Source organism: Rhodococcus sp. OS5 (genome assembly GCF_056837585.1).
In genome coordinates this window covers 2,886,102-2,905,820 of the sequence record NZ_CM166368.1, presented here as the reverse complement: position 1 = coordinate 2,905,820, position 19,719 = coordinate 2,886,102, and the positions used below count along the sequence as shown (strand labels likewise).

The following is a 19,719-nucleotide window of genomic DNA, read 5'->3' as shown; positions in this document are numbered from 1 at the left end:
GGGCCGCAAGCACGCGAAGCGTGCGGGACCGGTATCGGCTGCTACCAGCTGCGGAGAATCGCGATGCGTTCGGTCAGCTGATCGACAGTAGCGATGGCCGTCGGCGGACCGCCGCACACTCGGCGCAGTTCCGCGTGAATGATGCCGTGCGGCTTACCAGTGCGGTGAACGTTCATCGCCACCAACCCGTTGAGCTCCTTGCGGAGCGCACCGAGCTGATCTGCCGTGGCCGCTCGATCGGATACCACTGCCGCCGTGGGTTGCGGGGCGGCGGCCTTGGCCGAGTTGGCCTCGACCTGCGTCTGCTGGCGTTGACGCAGCAATGCCCGCATCTGATCGGCGTCGAGTAGGCCTGGCAGACCGAGGTAGTCGGCTTCCTCGTCACTTCCGGCGAATGTCGCGGTACCGAAGGATGATCCGTCGTAGATCACCTGGTCGAGTTCGGCATCGGCGCCCAGGGACGTGAACGCCTTCTCCTCCTCGCCCAGCTCGTCCTTCTGCTTGTTCGCATCGGCGAGCAGGTCGTCTTCGAGGCCGTCCTTCTCACGATGCGGCTTGCCGAGTACGTGATCACGCTGGGCCTCGAGCTGTGCGGCAAGGTCGAGAAGCACCGGCACCGACGGCAGGAAGACGCTGGCAGTTTCGCCCTTACGACGCGAACGTACGAAGCGCCCGATCGCCTGAGCGAAGTACAGCGGAGTCGACGCGCTGGTCGCGTACACACCGACCGCCAGACGGGGAACGTCGACGCCCTCGGACACCATGCGGACCGCGACCATCCATTTCTGGTCGCTCGCACCGAATTCGGCGATTCGCTTGGACGCGGTGGGGTCGTCGGACAGCACGACAGCCGGCTGTTCGCCGGTGATCGCGGTCAGGGCCTTCGCGTACTCGCGGGCCACTGTCTGGTCCGTCGCGATGACAAGTCCGCCGGCATCGGGCATACCGGTACTGCGCAGCTGCGCCAAACGGGTGTCTGCTGCTTGCAGCACGGCAGGAATCCAGTCGCCGGCAGGGTCCAAGGCCGTACGCCATGCCCGAGTCGTCTGCTCGGCGCTCAGCGGCTCGCCGAGTCGAGCGGTGAATTCCTCGCCGGCGTTGTTTCGCCACCGTGCCTCGCCCGAGTAGGCGAGAAACACGACGGGGCGAACCACGCCGTCCTTGAGGGCATCCGAATATCCGTAGGAGTGGTCGGCTTTCGAGCGGAGCAGACCTTCCTTGTCCGGCTCGTACTCGACAAAAGGAATGGCACTGTCGTCACTGCGGAACGGGGTTCCGGTCAGTGCGAGACGCCTGGTCGCGTCGCCGAACGCTTCACGAATGGCGTCGCCCCAGCTCTTGGCGTCGCCGCCGTGGTGGATCTCGTCGAGGATGACCAGCGTCTTGCGGCCCTCGGTGCGCACACGATGCTTCGACGGGTGCGAGGCAACCTGGGCGTAGGTCAGCACGACGCCGTGATAGTCACTCGAGGTCTGGCCGGTCGAGTTGGAGAACCGCGAGTCCAATGCGAGGCCGGAGCGCTGTGCGGACTCCGCCCACTGGTGTTTGAGGTGCTCGGTCGGCGCCACGACGGTTATCTGGTCGACCGTCCGGTCACGGAGCAATTCCGAAGCTACCCGCAGAGCGAAGGTGGTCTTACCTGCTCCCGGCGTTGCGACCGCCAGAAAGTCACGCGGACTGCTGGAAAGGTATTTGGTCAGTGCACGGCGCTGCCATGCACGAAGGGAACCGGTAGGGGCGCCAGGTTGGGTTCCCGCGGATTGAGCTCCGGCGGGTTCGGGCGACTTGCCGAACTCGGCTGCCACGGTCTCAGACGTCATAGGCCGCGCCTCCACTGGAATCGCACTGTTGTCTCGCGCTCCTCGAATTTTCATCAATGTCCGGCGACGAGCCTAGCCGCCGCCACCGACGAAAGCCGCACTCGAAGCGCGTACTCATGGCCGTTCTCACTCCGGCCGGCGAGGTTTCGCTTCTCTCGCATCCTGCCGACCTGCACGCGAATTGTCTCAGAAATGTGCGACACGTCGGCGCCATGGTTGGGCAACCGGGTGTGTCGTCAGGGATGCTGGAGACATCATGAGTGAAGCGCGAGGCGAGAAGTCGAGCGGAAGTGATCTGCACCACCGCAGATGGCATCCGCTACGCCGCACCGGGCAGTTGATCGGTCGAACCCTGAGCAAGGCCTGGGACGATTCCATCTTCGGAAAGGCGGCTACGGCCGCGTTCTGGCAAACGCTGTCGCTTGCTCCCCTGCTGCTCGGCCTTCTGGGAATGATCGGCTACATCGGTGGGTGGTTCGGACCCAACACCGTCGAGATCATCGAATCCAAGATCGTCACGTTCAGCGGAACGATCTTCAGCGAAAGCGTCGTCGACCAGATCATCCGCCCGACGGTGACGGACGTCCTTCAGCGCGGACGCCCGGAGATCATCTCGGTGGGCTTCCTGCTCTCCCTGTGGGCGGGATCATCGGCGATCAGTACGTTCGTCGACTCGATCGTGGAAGCACACGGGCAGCAGGATGCCCGCAATCCCATCTGGCAGCGCATCTTCGCCCTGCTGCTCTACGTGATGTTCCTGGTGATGGCGGTGTTCATCCTGCCGCTGGTAGCTCTGGGGCCGACGCTCGTCGGGCGAGCACTGCCGGCCTCCTGGTACGTGGTCGGATCGAATCTGGTCGACACGTTCTACTACCCCGCTGTCGGTCTGCTGGTGATCATCGGCCTCACGACGCTCTACAAAGTCGCTCTGCCGAAGTCGCTGCCGTGGCATCGGCTGCTCGCGGGCGCCCTGGTCGCTGGTGTGTTCTTCATGGCCGCCAGCACTGGATTGCGCTGGTACCTGGGATTCGTCACCAGCACCGGCTACACGTACGGCGCACTGGCAACGCCGATCGCGTTTCTGCTCTTCACGTTCTTCCTCGGTTTTGCCGTCGTGCTCGGCGCCGAGTTCAACGCGACGGTTCAGGAGTTCTGGCCCGCTCGTGCCACTCGGATGGAGCAGATGCGAGAGTGGCTTGCGGCTCAGAACACCGACGAAAAGACCGGTCCGGTCACCAACCTGACCTGGCACCTGGCCACCAGCCCGATCCGCATCTCGGGCGACAAAGCGGACCCGGCCACGGTCCCCTCGTACGGGCGGCCCCGCAGCAGACAAACCGAGAGCAGACAATCGGAGTCGCGCCAGAACTCGTGCGTCGACCAAGATCCCTGCGATGAACCGCACGCAGACGCGAAGAGCCCGGCGGCCGACTGCGTCGAGGCTGTCGATCCGCCGAGCTCCGGAAGTACTCCCGCTCGCCTGACCCGAGGTCAGTCGCCCTTACGGAGTCCTTCGTAAATCTTCTTGCAGTCCGGGCACACCGGTGATCCCGGCTTGGCGGACTTCGTCACGGGAAACACCTCACCGCACAGCGCGACGACATGGGTTCCCATGACGGCGCTCTCGGCGATCTTGTTCTTCTTCACGTAGTGGAAGAACTTCGGGGTGTCGTCGTCGGTCGTTTCGTCGGTGGAGACGTCGGGACGTTCCTTGGTTTGAGTGCTCACCCCTCCAATAATGCCGTCTCCGTCACAGCGGTGCGACCCACGGGTCGTGTGCAATTGTCGGCCGAGAGTGGAACAGTGGAGTCATGGCACGAAATGGCGCGTTCGGCAGGTCCGACGAGGCCGGGACTCCCGACAATCCCGTACTGATCACCGAAGCGCAGCAGTCCGTCGAAGAACAGCACAAAGCCCGAGTGCGCAAGTACATGATCATCATGTCCTTCCGGTTCCCGGCGTTGATCCTCGCGGCGATCGCGTACGGCATCTGGGCCAACGCCTGGATCTCGATGCTCATCATCGGTGCATCCATTCCGCTTCCCTGGATCGCCGTCCTGATCGCCAACGACCGACCACCGCGCACCAAGGACGAACCGAGTCGATACGACGGACGAAAGAAGACCGCAGGCGAGATCGAATCCGCGACGCACCACACCATCGAAGGCTGACAAGTTCCGCCTGCGAGAATGACAGGGTGAGAAGCGAAACGCTCCTGTCCATCACCCCTGCGCTGCGTGAGGCTCTGCTTCGCAATCGATTCGACACCGGAACCATGCTCGAGGCGTTGGGTCCCGAAGTTCACGCTGCTCTCGGCCGAAGTGAGCCGGTGCCCGTGCGCCGCGCCACCCGAGAACTCGGGGACCTGGGCGTTCTCATCAGACTGTTCCTTCTCGCCGATGACTGCCCGGCGGGCGACGTCGCCGCGGCGCTGGCTCCGCTGACAATCGCGCAGTGCGTCGACGCCGGTCTGCTCGAAGGTGAGAACTTCGACAGTGAGAATCCGCTCGTGCGGGCCGCGGTGGATCTTCGCCCCATCGACGTCGGCGACGGCGATCGTTGGGTGATCTCGGATCTCGACGGCGGAATCCGTCCCAAGAAGGCCACGGCCGATCATGTGCTGGGCGTCGGGCATGCGTCACTGTCCTTGCTGCAGGCCACGCCCACCGCGAGGGTCGGCAGCGTGCTCGACCTCGGTACGGGATGCGGCATCCAAGCCCTGCACGCGAACACGTACGCCGATTCGGTCACCGCAACCGACATCAATCAACGCGCTGTCGACCTCACGGCAGCAACCATGGCCCTCAACGGACTGGACGTCGAACTCCTTCAAGGGTCCTGGTTCGAACCCGTCGAGGGTCGAACCTTCGACCAGGTGGTCGCCAATCCGCCGTTTGTCGTCGGCGAGGCACGCGTCCATCACACGTACCGCGATTCCGGCCTCGATCTCGACGGTGCGAGCGAATTGATGATCTCGCAATCGATCGACTACCTGAACCCCGGCGGCACGGCAGCTCTGCTGGCGTCCTGGGTGCACGTCGAAGGGCAGGACTGGCGGTCGCGGATCGCGTCGTGGCTGCCGGCCCACGGCGTCGATGCCTGGGTGGTCCAGCGCGATGTCGCGGATCCGGCTCTGTACGTCGGCACGTGGCTCAAGGACGGCGGGCAGGATCCGCGAGATCCTGAAACGGCATCGAGAGCAAACGCCTGGCTGGATCACCTCGAAGAATCCGACGTCGAGGGCGTCGGCTTCGGTTTCGTGTTCCTTCGCCGCACCGACTCCCCCACCGACCTGATGGCCGAGGACCTCATGCACGGCTTCTCGGACCCGCTCGGGGCCGAGGCGCTCGCTTACTTCGACCGTCTTGCCTGGTTGCGTGAACACGACGTCCTCGAGGAACGCTTCGTCCTCGATCCGGACACGGCTCTCGAACGCGTCTACCTCCCCGGTGACGAGGGATGGCAACAAGTGGTCACGCGTGTGCACCGCGGCAACGGACCGCACTGGCAGCACGAGATCGACGAGCTCGGTGCTGCGCTGTTGGCCGGACTCCGAGCGGATGGACTGGTGGTCGACGAATTGATCGAACTTCTTGCCGCGGCGAACGGCGAAGACCCGGACCAGCTACGTGAGGCCGTCGTCACAATGATGGTCTCGCTGGTTCGGCACGGGTTGGTGCTTCCCGTCACGAACTGAGTTCCCGGTGAGTTGCAGATTTTTGTGTTCTCAGCAACTTCTCAGGACGACTGGGAAATAACTGCAGGTCACGGCGATTTAGCGGAAATCGGCACGGGAACTTTCCCGGAACTCTCACACGTTGAACTGTGTGAGAGACCGCCGATAGGGAGGCAAGTCATGACAAGCCCCAGCACCACTACTCGCATTCGTCCGAGCGCCGCAGATCTGGACGCCCAGAGCCCGGCCGCAGACCTGGTCCGCGTCTACCTGAACGGGATCGGTCGTACTGCACTGCTGACAGCAGCAGACGAGGTCGAACTGGCGAAGCGAATCGAAGCGGGGCTGTACGCCAGCCACGTCCTTGCCACGGGAAAGCGCCTGACAGTCGCCAAGAAGAGGGATCTCGCAACGATCGTTCGCGAGGGACAGTCGGCACGTAGCCACCTCCTGGAAGCGAACCTACGACTCGTCGTGTCGCTGGCCAAGCGCTACACCGGCCGCGGCATGCCGCTCCTCGATCTGATTCAAGAAGGCAACCTCGGACTCATCCGTGCAATGGAGAAGTTCGACTACGCCAAGGGCTTCAAGTTCTCGACGTACGCCACCTGGTGGATCCGTCAGGCGATCACCCGCGGAATGGCTGATCAGAGCCGCACCATCCGGCTCCCAGTCCACCTCGTGGAGCAGGTCAACAAGCTCGCCCGCATCAAGCGCGAACTGCACCAGCAGCTCGGGCGAGAAGCCACGGACGACGAGTTGGCCGAAGAGTCGGGCATCCCGGCGCACAAGATTGCCGACCTGCTCGACCACAGCCGCGACCCGGTAAGCCTGGATATGCCTGTGGGCAACGACGAAGAAGCGCCCTTGGGCGATTTCATCGAAGATTCCGAGGCGACCTCGGCCGAGAACGCCGTCATCGCCGGTCTGCTGCACAGCGATGTGCGCAGCGTGCTCGGGACGCTCGACGAGCGGGAGCAGCAGGTCATCCGACTTCGCTACGGTCTCGACGACGGCCAGCCCCGCACCCTCGATCAGATCGGCAAGCTCTTCGGCCTCTCGCGTGAGCGGGTTCGTCAGATCGAGCGTGAGGTCATGGGCAAGCTCCGCGTCGGTGATCGCGCCGAGAAACTGCGGTCCTACGCGAGCTGATCAAACAACACAGCACGTGCGTCAGCGCGCCACACCACTCGCGCTGACGCACCGCACAAAGCACCGGCCACCGCTACTTCCCTCCCCCTCGGGAATGTGCGGTGGCCGGTGTTGTTCGCTGTGTCTACCGCAGCCGCCTGGGCCCCAGGTCGATTGCGCTCGGCTCAGGTCCGATTCGGACACGTGAATCGGTGATCTCCGCGCCGGTAGCCGAAGCGAGTACCGGCTCACAGGCCAGTTCGCGGACTTCGGGAATGTCGTCGGCCAGCGCCGAGATGCGCTGGACCAGATCAACCAACGCACCCTTGTTGACCGGAACGGCGTTGCGGTATCCGGAGAGAAGCGGCGCGGCCTTGGGCGCGTCGATCAATTCCGTAGCAGCGTCCTCGGTGAGAGGCAGTACGCGATAGGCACGGTCACCGAGGAGATCGGAGATCACACCGGCAAGCCCGAACGAGATCAGCGAACCGAACGACGGGTCGTCTTGGACACCAACCACACATCCGATGCCCTTGGTTGCCATTTTCTGCACGTGCAGCAGCGGTTCACCCGACGCGGCCGCAAGATCTCGGTAAGCGAGGCGCACCGATTCCGGTCCACTCAGATCCAGCCTGACACCGCCCAGATCCGGTCGGTGTCGCCACATTTCGCCGGTTGCCTTGACCGCGACCGGGTAGCCGACAGCATCCGCTGCCTCTACTGCTTCGTCTTCGCTCAGGACCGAACGGAATTCGACGACGGCGACCCCGTAACACTCGAGCAGTGCCGCCGCTTCCACATCTGAAAGCCAACGGCCAGGAGAGTTTTCAAGCCAATCGGCCACCATCTTCTGGGCTCGCTCGGAGTCGATACCCACGGGGCGAACCACCTTCGACGCAGGCTTGCTGCGCCACTCCGCGTATCGCCAAGCCCTCGCCAACGCCAGGGCGGCACGCTCCGGCCCCGGGTAGGACGGCACCGAACCGCGGGTCGGGTTACCGACTTCGTCACGAACCGCCAGGACGTCCGGCACACCCTCAGCTGCGAGGAACGTGGTGAGAATCGGCTTGTCCGAGCCTTCGACGGCGTCCTTGAGTGCTTTCGCGAACGGCTCGACCGGAATGGCTACCGGAGGAACGAAGACGGCGATGACGGCATCGACGTCGAACGACGCCAAAGCGTCGCGCACGGCAGTGGCGAACAGTTCCGGACTCGCCTGGGCGCCGAGGTCGACCGGGTCGCTGACCTGCAGACCTTCACTGCGGGCCGCGTCCGCAGCGAGGACACCGAGCGCGGTCGAGTTGCCGATGACCGCAAGCCGTGGGCCGGCGGGCAACGGTTGGTATCCGAAGAGCAAGGCGCAGTCGAACAATTGTGAAATGGAACCGACCTGAATGACGCCCGCCTGTTCGAAGAGGGCGCGGACGATCGAATCGTCGATCTCGACTCCGGTGGCGGCGAGCACCGGCGGAACCGCGTGCCGACCGCTCTTCACTGCGACGATCGGCTTCTTCCGTGCAACTCGACGGGCGATGCGAGAGAACTTCCGTGGGTTGCCGAAGCTCTCCAGATAGAGAAGGACCACTTCGGTGGACTGGTCGGAATCCCAGTACTGCAGAAGGTCGTTACCCGAGACGTCCGCACGGTTACCGGCGGAAACGAAGGCGGACAATCCGATTCGGCTGCGAGCGGCTTCGTCGAGAATGGCGATACCGAGCGCGCCGGACTGACAGAAGAAGCCGACGTTGCCTGCCACCGGCAAGACCGGCGCGAGCGTCGCATTCAACGAAATCGCCGGGTCGTTGTTCGCGACACCCAGCGCATTCGGGCCGATGAGGCGCATACCGTGAGCGCGCGCTGCATGGACCAGTTTGCGTTCGGACGAGCGCCCGTCCGGACCACTCTCACTGAAGCCCGACGAGACGACCACCAGCGCTTTGACGCCCTTGTCGAGGCAGTCGTCGAGTACCGAATTGATCGATTCTGCAGGTACAGCCACGACGGCGAGATCGACGTCGTCGGGGATGTCACGAACCGTCGGATATGCCCGAACGCCGTGTACCGAACGATGCTCTGCGTTGACGGGATAGACCGGTCCGGTGAATCCGCCGCGCAGCAGGTTGGTCAACACCGCGTTACCCACTTTGGCCGGGTCCGCTGATGCGCCGATCACCGCCACCGATCGCGGGCTGAGCACGTTTCCCATGCTGCGGGCCTCAGCTGCCCGCTCACGCGAATTGCGTACTGAAACAAGCGCTTCCGTCGGGTCGATCGCGAATTCGAGTCTCAGCACGCCACCGTCGAAAGAGCGGCTCACCTGATACCCCGCCTCACGGAACACCGTCACCATGTTGCGGTTCTCGGAGAGGACCTCGGCGACGAACATCGTCAGACCGTTCTCGGCCGCTGCCGCTGCCAGGTACTCGAGCAGGATCGGGCCGAGGCCGCGCCCCTGGTGTGCGTCGGCGACGACGAAGGCGACCTCGGCAGACTTTCCGTCACCGACGTCGAGCAGTCGCTCGTATCGACCCACCGCGATGATCTCGTCGCCGAGCATCATCACGAACGCCACGCGGTTGTGGTGGTCGACCGTCGTGAAGTTCTTGACGTCGCGCGCCGACATCGTGGGGTACGGGCCGAAGTAGCGCAGATACCGGGTGCGCTCGGAGAGTTTGCCGTGGAATTCGACGAGCTTGTCCGCGTCTTCGGGAACGATGGGTCGCAACGCCACCGCTCCGCCGTCGGAGGCGAGAACATCGACTACCCAGGAATGGGGATAGGTGTGAGCGGGGTCGGTCTTCGGCGCCTGGCCGCTCGCCTCGCCGCCGGCAGCTTCGGTATCGGACTGTTCAGTCACGGGGATCCTCCGGGTCGAGTCCGAGTAGTGGGAACGAAGCGCGACGTGTCGCGATGATCGCCGAGTCGATACGGGTGAGTGCACGGTCCACCGAGGCGACACCTGTCTCCGGTGTACCACCCGGGCCGTCCCACGGCGTGTAGGCGACATCGCCGCCGTCCCCCATGGTCGGCGGGAGGTCGACGCTCGGCGCTCGCAGCTTCGTCGATTCCTTCCAGTCTTCGGGGACAGCGATGTCGACGTCGATCTCGCGATCGAGCGCTGCAGCGATCAAGTGAGTCCATGCCCTCGGCACGACGCGCACCAGTCCGTATCCCCCGCCTCCGACTGCCAGCCACCGCCCCTCGGAGTAGCGGTCGGCGAGGTCACGCATCGCCAGGAACGCGGCGCGCTGACCGTCGACGGTGAGGGCGAGATCCGCGAGCGGGTCCTCGCGGTGCGAGTCGACTCCGCACTGGCTGATGATGATCTGCGGGCGGAAGGCTGCAATGGCTCCCGGGACGACGGCGTGAAATGCACGCAGCCACAACGCGTCGACGGTTCCGGGCAGCACCGGGATGTTCACCGCCGTACCTTCGGCGGCCCCGTCGCCGACCTCGCTCGACCATCCGGTGTTCGGCCACAAGGTTGCCGGGTGCTGATGCAGCGAGACCGTGAGCACCCGCGGGTCCCCGAGGAACGCATGTTGCACTCCGTCGCCGTGGTGAGCGTCGACGTCGATGTAGGCGATGCGGTCGTAGCCGTTGTCGAGCAGCCACGAAATCGCAACCGCCGCATCGTTGTAGACGCAGAATCCAGAGGCCCAATCCGCCATCGCGTGGTGCATGCCGCCGCCGATGCTGACCGCGCGCCTCGTACGTCCCGAAGCGATTTCCTGCGCTGCGGCCAGCGAGCCGCCGGCGAGGATCGCACTGGCTTCGTGCATGTGCGGGAAGACCGGGTTGTCCTCGGTACCGAGCCCGTGGGGAACATCCTGGCCGCTCACACCGTTGTTCGCAGAGTTACCCGCGTCTTTGACCGCTGCAAGATATGCCGGTGTGTGGATTCTGAGGAGGTCGGCATCGGACGCGGCACTCGGTTCGAGAAATTCGATGCCCTCGAGAAGTCCGAGGCTTCGCGAGAGTGCCATCGTGAGATCGAGGCGAGTGGGATTCATCGGGTGATCGGCGCTCCACCGATAGCTCAGGTACTCCGGACTCCACACCACGACTCGATTCGCTCGAGACGCCGCGGGGTCCCCGTCAGATCTGATCGACGCGGTCATGGGATCACGCTACTTCCTTCTCGTTTCGTGCTGCACACCACACTCGTGGCCCGCTTCGGAGACCGAGATCGAGTGACACGAATCCAATTCGGACACGCGCTGGACTCGCCGCGGTGGAGGCGGCACCGGAACCACGAACTGAACGGTAGAATGATCAACTGACGAAGGGGTTGAGTGTGAAGGATCTAGTCGACACCACGGAGATGTATCTCCGGACGATCTACGACTTGGAAGAAGAGGGCGTAGTCCCACTCCGGGCGCGGATCGCCGAACGGCTCGAACAGAGCGGACCCACCGTCAGCCAGACTGTTGCGCGTATGGAGCGTGACGGCTTGCTGATGGTCGCCGGCGATCGACATCTGGAACTCACCGACAAGGGTCGCGATCTCGCGATCTCTGTCATGCGTAAGCACCGGTTGGCAGAGCGCCTGCTGGTGGACGTCATCGGTCTCAAATGGGAAGACGTACATGCCGAGGCATGCCGTTGGGAGCACGTGATGAGCGAGGAGGTCGAGCGTCGGCTCGTCGTCGTTCTGAACAACCCCACGACGTCGCCCTACGGCAACCCGATTCCGGGCTTGGACCAGTTGGGACTCGACGGCCCGGTTGCCACCACCGAAACATTGGTGCGCCTGACCGATATTCCGCACGGCGCACAGACAGCTGTGGTCGTTCGGCGACTGGCCGAGCACGTGCAGTCCGATCCCGAGGTGATCGCGCAGCTGCGTGACGCCGGCGTCGTTCCCGACGCCAGGGTGACGGTCGAAACCCGTCCGGGCTCGGTGACGATCATCGTGCCGGGTCACAGCGGGTTCGACCTGTCCGAGGAAATGGCTCACGCCGTTCAGGTCAAGCAGGTCTGAGGAAGTAGATGAAACTCCTGGTCACCGGCGGCGCCGGTTACGTCGGCAGTGTGTGCAGCACTGTGTTGCTCGAGCGTGGACACGAGGTTGTCGTCATCGACGACCTATCCACCGGAAATGCCGACGCGGTGCCTGCCGGTGCCGAGTTCATCGAAGGAGACGTGGGAGCGCTTGCTGCCGACGTCCTCGGCAGTGCGGGTTCACCGGTTTTCGACGGTGTGCTTCACTTCGCGGCGCAGTCGCTGGTCGGCGAATCGGTGCTGCACCCCGAAAAGTACTGGCGCGGAAACGTCGTCACGACCATCGAGTTGCTCGAGGCGATCCGTGTCTCCGGTACTCCGCGCCTCGTGTTCTCGTCCACCGCCGCTACGTACGGCGAACCGGAGCAGTCCCCCATCGTGGAGACCGCTCCGACCCGCCCCACCAATCCGTACGGCGCGACCAAGCTCGCGATCGATCATGCGATCACCTCGTACTCGATCGCCCACGGCCTCGGTGCGACGAGCTTGCGCTACTTCAACGTCGCAGGTGCGTACAAGTCCGCCGGCGAGAACCGGGTGATCGAAACCCACCTGATTCCACTCGTCCTGCAGGTCGCGCTCGAACAGCGGGACAAGATCTCGGTCTTCGGAACCGACTGGCCCACGCCGGACGGAACCGCGGTACGCGACTACATCCACGTGCTGGACCTCGCCGAAGCACATCTACTGGCGCTCGAATCCTCGGTTCCCGGCGAGCACCGCATCTACAACCTCGGAAGCGGTGCCGGCTTCAGCGTGCGCGAGGTGATCGCCGCCTGTGCGCGGGTCACCGGCCTGCCGATCAACGTCGAGGACGCGTCACGACGGCTGGGTGATCCGGCAGTACTGATCGCATCGAGCGACAAGGCGATTGCCGAGCTCGGTTGGACGCCCACGCGTACCGATCTCGACGTCATCGTCGCCGACGCATGGCAGTTCCTCCAGGATCTGGGCGACCGCTCACACGCTGCTCGCTAGCTTCCACTCGGCAGTGCCGGCGGCAAGCCGGTGATTCCGAGCGATTCCCCGATGGACAATCCGACGGCCGCGAGGTCACGGATTCCGTCGGGGCGCACACCGGATTGCAGCGATAGATCCAGCAATCCCGCCAAGGTGTGTTCCGAATCGGCCGACAGTGCGGCCGACAGCGCAACACCTGCCAGAGGGCCGTCGCCACGCACGTATGCAAAGAAGCCGAGAAGTGTTGCCGGCCAAGCTCGTTCGGGTGACGGTACTTCATGGGTGAGCACGAGCCACAATTGCTCAGCATGTGCCGCAACGGACGTGATCGCCAATCCCAGCACCACGTCGCGCACGCGTACGTCCGTCAATGCGACCACCAGATCGGCGCATTCCTGCGGGTCAGGGCAGTGAGCGCCTGCCTCGACACGGCGGACATGTTCCAACACCAGATCGATCCGGCACTGAACTGCGGTTTCACCGCTCGGTCCCCCACTGTGCGCGCTCGACTCTCGTCGGCTCGCGATCAGTCGGGCAATCGTGTCGTGATTGCGAGCGGCGCCGTGTACCCACCGGACCAGTTCCTCACGCGAACGGCGAATGACCCTCCCGCCCAACACCTGTGCTGCTGCAACCGACGAAGATGCCGGGTCTGGCAGGGTGCCGCGGTGAATCGAACGCATGACGCTCGTCCACGGCTGGCCAGATTCTATTGCGGCCGTGCACAATACGTCGGCCAGCTCGACGCAGGTTCCGCAGAGCATGTCTTCGAATACCTCGGCCAGATCGATGGTTTCATCGATCAGAGTTTCAGCTGCCGAGCAATCGGTGATCACCACGAGAACGACCGCACGCGCGCCTTCCCCGTCACAGACGGCGGCGAACTGGCGCAGCGCCGCGCTCATCTGCCTCGCGGGCTTTCCCCTGACACTGGGAAAGTAGTCGTGCCGCATCACTGGTCCGAGCGTCGAGGCAGAGGCGCCCATCAGAGACAGCGCAACGACGGAGTTGGACGGATGGAAGCCCAGGAGTGCGGGTATTGCCGCGATCAATTCGCCTGGATCGGAGACGCGTTCGACGCATCCGAGAAGGGCGGCAAGGTCGTCGTCGGAGAATTCGAATTCTCCAGGAAGAGGTGATGTCGTCATGCACACACCGTCGCTGATCACCCTGACCCGGCCGTCTGCTCGACCAGGGAAAACAGCTGCGTCCAACTCGTCTGTGGATTACCGCATTTGTTGGGGACCAAGTACCGCGCCGCACCGAGCAGTTCCGCTACTTGTCGGACCTGTGTGCTGCGAAATCACTTGCCTGCTTTGACCTTCTGTACGGCTGCGGTGAACGCTTGATCCAGCGGTGCCGTCGAGGGCGTCGCAGAACCGAACGTCATCAGTGTTGTCGCCACCCGTACGTCGCCGACCTGCGCGATCAAGGTCAGCATCGTCTGATCACCGGCTGTGGCCTTGGGGGACACGACAGTGCGGCGAAGTGACATCGTCTTGTCGGCATCGATCGGCGACGGCGGAAGAATTTCCGTCGTCACTGTCGTAGTGACGCCGTTCGCAGTGACAGTCATGGACGGGCACTGCCGAGTTTGCGCTTCCAACTCGTCCAGTGGTGCATCGACCTTCGTGAGTTCGACCGAAATCGTTGCCCTCGTCGCGTTGTCGGTCCCGACCGCCATCACGGTCCCGTTCGGACCGTAATCCTGTTCCGGTGGCTCACATTCGGACGGATCGACGGTGGCACCGCGCGGGACGCCGACTAGATCCGGCGCTGCCATCGGAACGGCTTGCGGGGGCAGCACAACAGCGCCGAAGGGCTCAGGGAATTCCTCGGGAGTCAGCAGCAGTTCGGACAGCGGTGCCGCCGTTTTCGGAGAGGTGGATTTCGGCGTCGAGGATTTGGGTGCAGCCGTCGTACTCGGCGCCGCCGAGCCGCTGTCGGTCGCACCGGCAGTCGCCGGCACGGAGTCCGGAACGGGTGCTCCTTGGACAGACCCGGAGCAGCCCGCGAGTAGTGCAACGGCGGCCACCGCAGCAAGTGAGCATGCGGCCACTCGCCTGGACGATCGTGGACACACCCGCATGTAAGCCTCCGCACTCGACCGATCCCGACACTCGACCAATCCATTTCGGACAAATCGGCCGTGCCGACCTTGTCTTCCACTCTGCCATGTCCGAAGCCGCGCACCCGACATCTAGCGAACGCCCAGGCCAAGTGTCGAAAGATACCGCTCGGCTTCGCTCTCGGCGAACGCCCGTCTCGTCGGATCGGGAATGATCGGTCACCGACTCGGTGTTCTTACCGATGAACGTCTGATCCAGTGCTGTCGGGCACCTGACTCCGATGCTGTCGAGCGTGCGCCGATAGTGGACACTTGAGATCAAGACCGAAGAGCGAAGGGGACTGCGATGGACGAACAGTCGAGGATGTACGAGCTGGAATTTCCGGCGCCCCAGTTGGCGGCTGCCGACGGCCAGGGACCGATCCTGATTCACGGACTCGAGGGTTACTCCGACGCCGGTCACGCCGTAAAGTTGGCGACGACGCATCTGCGCGAAAGCCTCGAGACCGAGCTTGTCGCGTCGTTTGCTGTCGACGAGCTGATCGACTACCGCTCACGTCGACCGACGATGACGTTCAAGGCCGATCATTTCTCCGATTACGACGCTCCGGCGCTCAATCTGTACGCACTGCGCGATACGGCCGGCACGCCGTTCCTGCTGCTCGCGGGGATGGAACCGGACCTCAAGTGGGAGCGGTTCACCACAGCCGTTCGCCTGTTGTCCGAACAGTTGGGAGTGCGTCGAACCATCGGGCTCAACGCGATTCCGATGGCAATCCCGCACACCCGACCGCTGGGTGTGACAGCACATTCGACCAACAAGGACCTGATCCAGGACCATCAGCGTTGGTCAGGTGAACTGCAGGTTCCCGGCAGCGCATCATCACTGCTCGAGCTTCGTATGTCTCAGCACGGGCACGAGGCGATGGGCTTTTCGGTGCATGTCCCCCACTACCTCGCGCAAACGGACTACCCGGGCGCCGCAGAAACTTTGCTCGAAAACGTTTCCGAGGTTTCGGATCTGGAGTTGCCCTTGGTTGCACTGGGTGAGGCCGCGGCGCGCGTTCGGGAACAGGTTAACGAGCACATAGCCGGGAACGAAGAAGTTCAGACTGTAGTCCACGCTTTGGAGCGTCAATACGACACTTTTGTCGCCGCTCAGGAACAACAGTCGTCCCTTCTGGCCGGCGAGGCCGACCTTCCCAGCGGTGACGAGATCGGCGCAGAGTTCGAAAAGTTCCTGGCCGAACAGGCAGGAAATGACGACTTCGGCTCAGCTGGAGACCTCGATCGAGGCGACAACTGACGAAAATGTGACGGGCGGGGCGCATAATTCGACATTGTGCGCATTCCGCAACCCCTCCGTTACCTGGGCTGTTGTTCAGGACACATCCGTCGGATAGCCTCAAACTCTGTGTGATTTTCGTTGACGGCTCAACAACTGGAGCAGACAGTCAACGTGGTCACACGCCGAGCCAGGAGGCGACATGAGCAGACCACGGAACCGTCAGCTCCGACCGGTCCCCGACGAGGAACCGCGGATGATGTTCCGGACGATTCACGGCTACCGACGCGCATTTCGGATAGCCGGCGAGGGTCCGGCAGTACTGCTCCTGCACGGAATCGGCGACAACTCGTCGACGTGGACCGAGATCATTCCCCACCTCGCCAAGAAGTACACGGTCATCGCACCTGACCTGTTGGGTCACGGCCGTTCCGACAAGCCACGCGCGGATTACTCGGTAGCCGCGTACGCCAACGGCATGCGGGATCTTCTGTCGACGCTCGGCATCGAGCACGTCACCGTCATCGGGCACTCGCTCGGCGGCGGCGTAGCGATGCAGTTCTCCTACCAATTCCCACACATGGTGGATCGCCTCGTGCTGGTCTCGGCCGGTGGCGTCACCAAGGACGTCCATCCGCTGCTGCGCCTCATGTCCGTTCCGGTGATCAACGAGGTGGTAAAGCTGCTCCGGATACCTGGTGCGATGCCGCTCGTCCGGATGGCCGGGAACCTTGCCGGCGTAGTTCACGGTTCAAATCTGCGTCCCGGCACCATGTTGCATGACACACCGGACCTGATTCGCGTGCTCGCTGATCTCCCCGACCCCACTGCCTACGAGGCCTACCTTCGTACGCTGCGGGCCGTCGTGGACTGGCGCGGACAGGTCGTCACGATGCTCGACCGCTGTTATCTGACCGAGAATCTGCCGGTTCAACTGATCTGGGGCGACGACGACTCCGTCATTCCCGTCTCCCACGCTCATCTCGCGCACGCGGCGATGCCGAACTCACGCCTCGAAGTCTTCCGCGGCTCGGGCCACTTCCCGTTCCGCGACGATCCGATGCGTTTCCTGCAGATCGTCGAAGATTTTCTTTCCAGCACCGCACCACTCGTCTTCGACGAGGCTCGATGGCGCCACATGCTGATCTCCGGGGTCGGCGAGAACACCATCACCGGAACGTCGTCCACCCGCATGGCGGTGCTCGACGCCATGGGCTCGGACGAGCGAAGCGCAACCTGATCCACGGTTGCGGCTAGCCTGTACGAGTGCTGCTGACGGAACTTCTCCCCGACAACGCGGATCCTGATTCCGTTTTCGACGCCTTCTCTTCGTGGACCATCGAACGAGGTTTGACGCTCTACCCGGCCCAAGAAGAGGCCGTCATGGAGTTGGTCTCGGGTGCAAACGTGATCCTTGCGACGCCGACCGGGTCAGGCAAATCGATGGTGGCGATCGGCGCGCATTTCTATGCGATGTCGCTCGGCAAGCGCACCTATTACACAGCGCCGATCAAGGCCTTGGTGAGCGAGAAGTTCTTTGCACTGTGTGAGGTCTTCGGTGCCGAGAACGTCGGCATGATGACCGGCGACGCCGCCGTGAACTCGTCGGCGCCGATCATTTGTGCGACGGCCGAAATCGTCGCGAATCTTGCACTGCGCGAGGGCCCGAACTCCGATATCGGCCAGGTCGTGATGGACGAGTTCCACTTCTACTCCGAACCCGATCGAGGTTGGGCGTGGCAGGTTCCGCTCATCGAGTTGCCGCACGCCCAGTTCCTGTTGATGTCGGCAACTCTCGGTGAAGTCGACTTCTTCTCCGAAGATCTGACGCGCCGTACCGGGAAACCCACCACCGTCGTCTCCGGCACAGAACGCCCCGTGCCGCTGATGTTCTCGTACGCGACCACGCCGGTCGGCGAAACCATCGAAGATCTGGTGACCACCAACCAGTCCCCCGTCTACATCGTGCATTTCACGCAGGCCGCCGCCCTCGAACGCGCCCAGGCACTGACGAGCGTCAATTTCTGTTCCAAAGAAGAGAAGGAAGCGATCGCCGAGGCGCTGGGTGGTTTCCGCTTCACCACCGGGTTCGGAAAAACACTCTCCCGCCTGGTCCGGCACGGCATCGGCGTTCACCATGCGGGCATGCTGCCCAAGTACCGACGGCTCATCGAAGTTCTCGCACAGGACGGGCTTCTCAAGGTGATTTGTGGTACCGACACCCTCGGCGTCGGCATCAACGTCCCGATCCGCACGGTGCTGCTCACGGGTCTGGCCAAGTACGACGGCGTCCGCACTCGGCATCTGAAAGCCCGCGAGTTCCATCAGATCGCCGGCCGCGCGGGTCGTGCAGGCTACGACACGATGGGCACCGTCGTCGTCCAGGCACCGGAACACGAAGTAGAGAATCTGCGGGCAGTCGCCAAGGCCGGCGACGATCCGAAGAAGATCAAGAAGATTCAACGCAAGAAGGCTCCCGAGGGGTTTGTGTCCTGGAGCGAAGCGACGTTCGATCGCTTGGTCGCCGCATCGCCCGAGCCGTTGGTGTCGCGATTCTCGGTCAGCAACTCGATGCTGCTCAATGTCATTGCCCGCCCGGGTAACTGCTTCGACGCGATGCGGCACCTGTTGGAGGACAACCACGAATCGCGTCCGGCGCAGCGCAAGCACATCCTCAAAGCGATCTCGCTGTATCGCGGATTGCTCAGCGCCGGCATCGTGGAACGCCTCGACGAACCCGACGAGTACGGCCGCATGGCTCGGTTGACGATGGACCTGCAACGCGACTTCGCCTTGAACCAGCCACTCTCACCGTTCGCCTTGGCGGCATTCGAACTTCTCGACGTCGAATCCGACAGTTACGCACTCGATGTCGTCTCGATCATCGAGTCGACGCTCGACGATCCGCGTCAGGTTCTGATGGCGCAGCAGCACTTCGCTCGTGGCGAAGCGGTGGCGCAGATGAAGGCCGACGGCATCGAGTACGAGGAGCGCATGGAACTCCTCGAAGAGGTTACGTGGCCGAAACCGTTGTCGGACTTGCTGTTCCCGGCTTTCGAAATGTACCGGGGTGGCCACCCGTGGATCACCGAGTTCGCCCTCTCCCCCAAGTCCGTGGTGCGCGACATGATCGAACGCGCCATGACGTTTGCCGAGTTGATCAGCCATTACGGACTCACCCGGTCCGAGGGCCTCGTCCTGCGCTACCTCGCCGACGCCTACCGCGCGCTGCGACAGACCGTCCCGGCGGAAGCGCGCACCGAGGAACTCGAAGACATCATCGAGTGGTTGGGCGAGCTGATCCGTCAGGTCGACTCGAGCCTGCTCGACGAATGGGAGTCACTCACCGACCCCGGAGCCGAGGCAGACACGGAAGAGGTTGCGTTCGGCGCCGACATTCCCCGTCCCATCTCGGCGAACCCGCGCGCATTCCGCGTCATGGTGCGCAATGCGATGTTCCGACGCATCGACCTCGCGTCGCGTCGGCAGTGGAACGAGCTGGAAAACCTCGAGGACGGTATCGACGCCGCCGAGTGGGAGGAGCAACTACTCCCGTACTTCGAGGAGTACGCAACAATCGGAACCGGGCCATCGGCGCGCGGGCCGGCGCTCTTCCAGGTCACCGAAGAGGGTGAGTTCTGGCGGGTGCGGCAGGTGCTCGAGGATCCGGAGGGCGATCACGGATGGGCACTGCTTGCCGTCGTCGACATCCCGGAATCGGATGCCGCGGGTGAAATCGTGTTCGACGAGCTGAGCGTCGTGGAAGGCTAGCGCC

Annotated in this window: 15 protein-coding genes; 9 read left to right on the top strand and 6 right to left on the bottom strand. The window is 63.6% G+C overall.

From position 1 onward, the window contains the following. Positions 1-41: 41 nt before the first annotated feature. Entirely contained in the window at positions 42-1,820 is a 1,779-nt protein-coding gene (locus ACVZUB_RS13705; RefSeq protein ID WP_003942642.1) for a DEAD/DEAH box helicase, read from the bottom strand. 256 nt (positions 1,821-2,076) lie between these two features. On the opposite strand from ACVZUB_RS13705, the gene ACVZUB_RS13700 reads away from it, so the two are divergent. Then, the gene (locus tag ACVZUB_RS13700; protein WP_030536891.1) at positions 2,077-3,339 is read left to right on the top strand and encodes a YihY/virulence factor BrkB family protein; all 1,263 of its coding nucleotides are present in this window, start codon (positions 2,077-2,079) and stop codon (positions 3,337-3,339) included. On the opposite strand, the gene ACVZUB_RS13695 is transcribed toward ACVZUB_RS13700, so the two are convergent. Then, on the bottom strand, positions 3,312-3,548 hold the full coding sequence (locus ACVZUB_RS13695; RefSeq protein ID WP_003942602.1) for a DUF3039 domain-containing protein: 237 nt from the start codon (positions 3,546-3,548) through the stop codon (positions 3,312-3,314). The genes ACVZUB_RS13700 and ACVZUB_RS13695 overlap by 28 nt on opposite strands. A gap of 83 nt (positions 3,549-3,631) precedes the next feature. Here ACVZUB_RS13695 and ACVZUB_RS13690 point away from each other — a divergent pair, with 83 nt between their 5' ends. From ACVZUB_RS13690 to ACVZUB_RS13680, 3 genes are all read left to right on the top strand, one after another. Continuing rightward, positions 3,632-3,991 (top strand): DUF3099 domain-containing protein, encoded by a 360-nt coding sequence (locus ACVZUB_RS13690; protein WP_003942638.1) that lies wholly within the window; start codon positions 3,632-3,634, stop codon positions 3,989-3,991. Between the two features lie 26 nt (positions 3,992-4,017). Further along, positions 4,018-5,517, top strand: coding sequence for a DUF7782 domain-containing protein (locus tag ACVZUB_RS13685; RefSeq protein WP_054188517.1), 1,500 nt, complete (start codon positions 4,018-4,020; stop codon positions 5,515-5,517). Between the two features lie 159 nt (positions 5,518-5,676). After that, positions 5,677-6,648, top strand: coding sequence for a sigma-70 family RNA polymerase sigma factor (locus tag ACVZUB_RS13680; protein WP_003942639.1), 972 nt, complete (start codon positions 5,677-5,679; stop codon positions 6,646-6,648). 124 nt (positions 6,649-6,772) lie between these two features. Here the strand turns inward: ACVZUB_RS13680 and ACVZUB_RS13675 are convergent, their stop codons facing one another. Then, positions 6,773-9,484, bottom strand: a complete 2,712-nt coding sequence (locus ACVZUB_RS13675) for a bifunctional acetate--CoA ligase family protein/GNAT family N-acetyltransferase (RefSeq protein ID WP_482628483.1) — start codon at positions 9,482-9,484, stop codon at positions 6,773-6,775. Next, positions 9,477-10,748, bottom strand: a complete 1,272-nt coding sequence (locus ACVZUB_RS13670) for an acetoin utilization protein AcuC (protein WP_042919945.1) — start codon at positions 10,746-10,748, stop codon at positions 9,477-9,479. The genes ACVZUB_RS13675 and ACVZUB_RS13670 overlap by 8 nt, the downstream gene beginning before the upstream one ends. 176 nt (positions 10,749-10,924) lie before the next feature. Here ACVZUB_RS13670 and ACVZUB_RS13665 point away from each other — a divergent pair, with 176 nt between their 5' ends. Together ACVZUB_RS13665 and galE are read left to right on the top strand one after the other, a co-directional pair. Then, on the top strand, positions 10,925-11,611 hold the full coding sequence (locus ACVZUB_RS13665) for an iron-dependent transcriptional repressor DtxR (protein WP_003942150.1): 687 nt from the start codon (positions 10,925-10,927) through the stop codon (positions 11,609-11,611). 8 nt (positions 11,612-11,619) lie between these two features. Next, entirely contained in the window at positions 11,620-12,609 is a 990-nt protein-coding gene (galE, locus tag ACVZUB_RS13660) for a UDP-glucose 4-epimerase GalE (RefSeq protein WP_003942257.1), read from the top strand. Here galE and ACVZUB_RS13655 read toward each other — a convergent pair. Both ACVZUB_RS13655 and ACVZUB_RS13650 read right to left on the bottom strand, forming a co-directional pair. After that, positions 12,606-13,739, bottom strand: a complete 1,134-nt coding sequence (locus ACVZUB_RS13655; protein ID WP_219467490.1) for a DUF4192 domain-containing protein — start codon at positions 13,737-13,739, stop codon at positions 12,606-12,608. The genes galE and ACVZUB_RS13655 overlap by 4 nt on opposite strands. 155 nt (positions 13,740-13,894) lie before the next feature. Next, the gene (locus ACVZUB_RS13650) at positions 13,895-14,650 is read right to left on the bottom strand and encodes a sensor domain-containing protein (protein ID WP_459682724.1); all 756 of its coding nucleotides are present in this window, start codon (positions 14,648-14,650) and stop codon (positions 13,895-13,897) included. Between the two features lie 355 nt (positions 14,651-15,005). Between ACVZUB_RS13650 and ACVZUB_RS13645 the strand changes: the two genes are divergently transcribed. The 3 genes from ACVZUB_RS13645 (at position 15,006) to ACVZUB_RS13635 (ending at position 19,715) form a co-directional block, all read left to right on the top strand. Further along, positions 15,006-15,965, top strand: a complete 960-nt coding sequence (locus tag ACVZUB_RS13645; RefSeq protein WP_003942198.1) for a proteasome assembly chaperone family protein — start codon at positions 15,006-15,008, stop codon at positions 15,963-15,965. Positions 15,966-16,146: 181 nt separating this feature from the next. Continuing rightward, on the top strand, positions 16,147-17,184 hold the full coding sequence (locus ACVZUB_RS13640) for an alpha/beta fold hydrolase (protein WP_482628482.1): 1,038 nt from the start codon (positions 16,147-16,149) through the stop codon (positions 17,182-17,184). A 26-nt stretch (positions 17,185-17,210) separates the two neighbouring features. After that, complete coding sequence (locus tag ACVZUB_RS13635) at positions 17,211-19,715, top strand: DEAD/DEAH box helicase (protein ID WP_065455676.1); 2,505 nt, start codon at positions 17,211-17,213, stop codon at positions 19,713-19,715. Positions 19,716-19,719: the final 4 nt, after the last annotated feature.

Excerpts from the sequence above, each read along its gene's own strand:
- ACVZUB_RS13705 (WP_003942642.1), bottom strand. The coding sequence starts at position 1,820 with ATGACGTCTGAGACCGTGGCAGCCGAGTTCGGCAAGTCGCCCGAACCC.
- ACVZUB_RS13700 (WP_030536891.1), top strand. The coding sequence starts at position 2,077 with ATGAGTGAAGCGCGAGGCGAGAAGTCGAGCGGAAGTGATCTGCACCAC.
- ACVZUB_RS13690 (WP_003942638.1), top strand. The coding sequence starts at position 3,632 with ATGGCACGAAATGGCGCGTTCGGCAGGTCCGACGAGGCCGGGACTCCC.
- ACVZUB_RS13680 (WP_003942639.1), top strand. The coding sequence starts at position 5,677 with ATGACAAGCCCCAGCACCACTACTCGCATTCGTCCGAGCGCCGCAGAT.
- ACVZUB_RS13670 (WP_042919945.1), bottom strand. The coding sequence starts at position 10,748 with ATGACCGCGTCGATCAGATCTGACGGGGACCCCGCGGCGTCTCGAGCG.
- galE (WP_003942257.1), top strand. The coding sequence starts at position 11,620 with ATGAAACTCCTGGTCACCGGCGGCGCCGGTTACGTCGGCAGTGTGTGC.
- ACVZUB_RS13655 (WP_219467490.1), bottom strand. The coding sequence starts at position 13,739 with ATGACGACATCACCTCTTCCTGGAGAATTCGAATTCTCCGACGACGAC.
- ACVZUB_RS13645 (WP_003942198.1), top strand. The coding sequence starts at position 15,006 with ATGGACGAACAGTCGAGGATGTACGAGCTGGAATTTCCGGCGCCCCAG.
- ACVZUB_RS13640 (WP_482628482.1), top strand. The coding sequence starts at position 16,147 with ATGAGCAGACCACGGAACCGTCAGCTCCGACCGGTCCCCGACGAGGAA.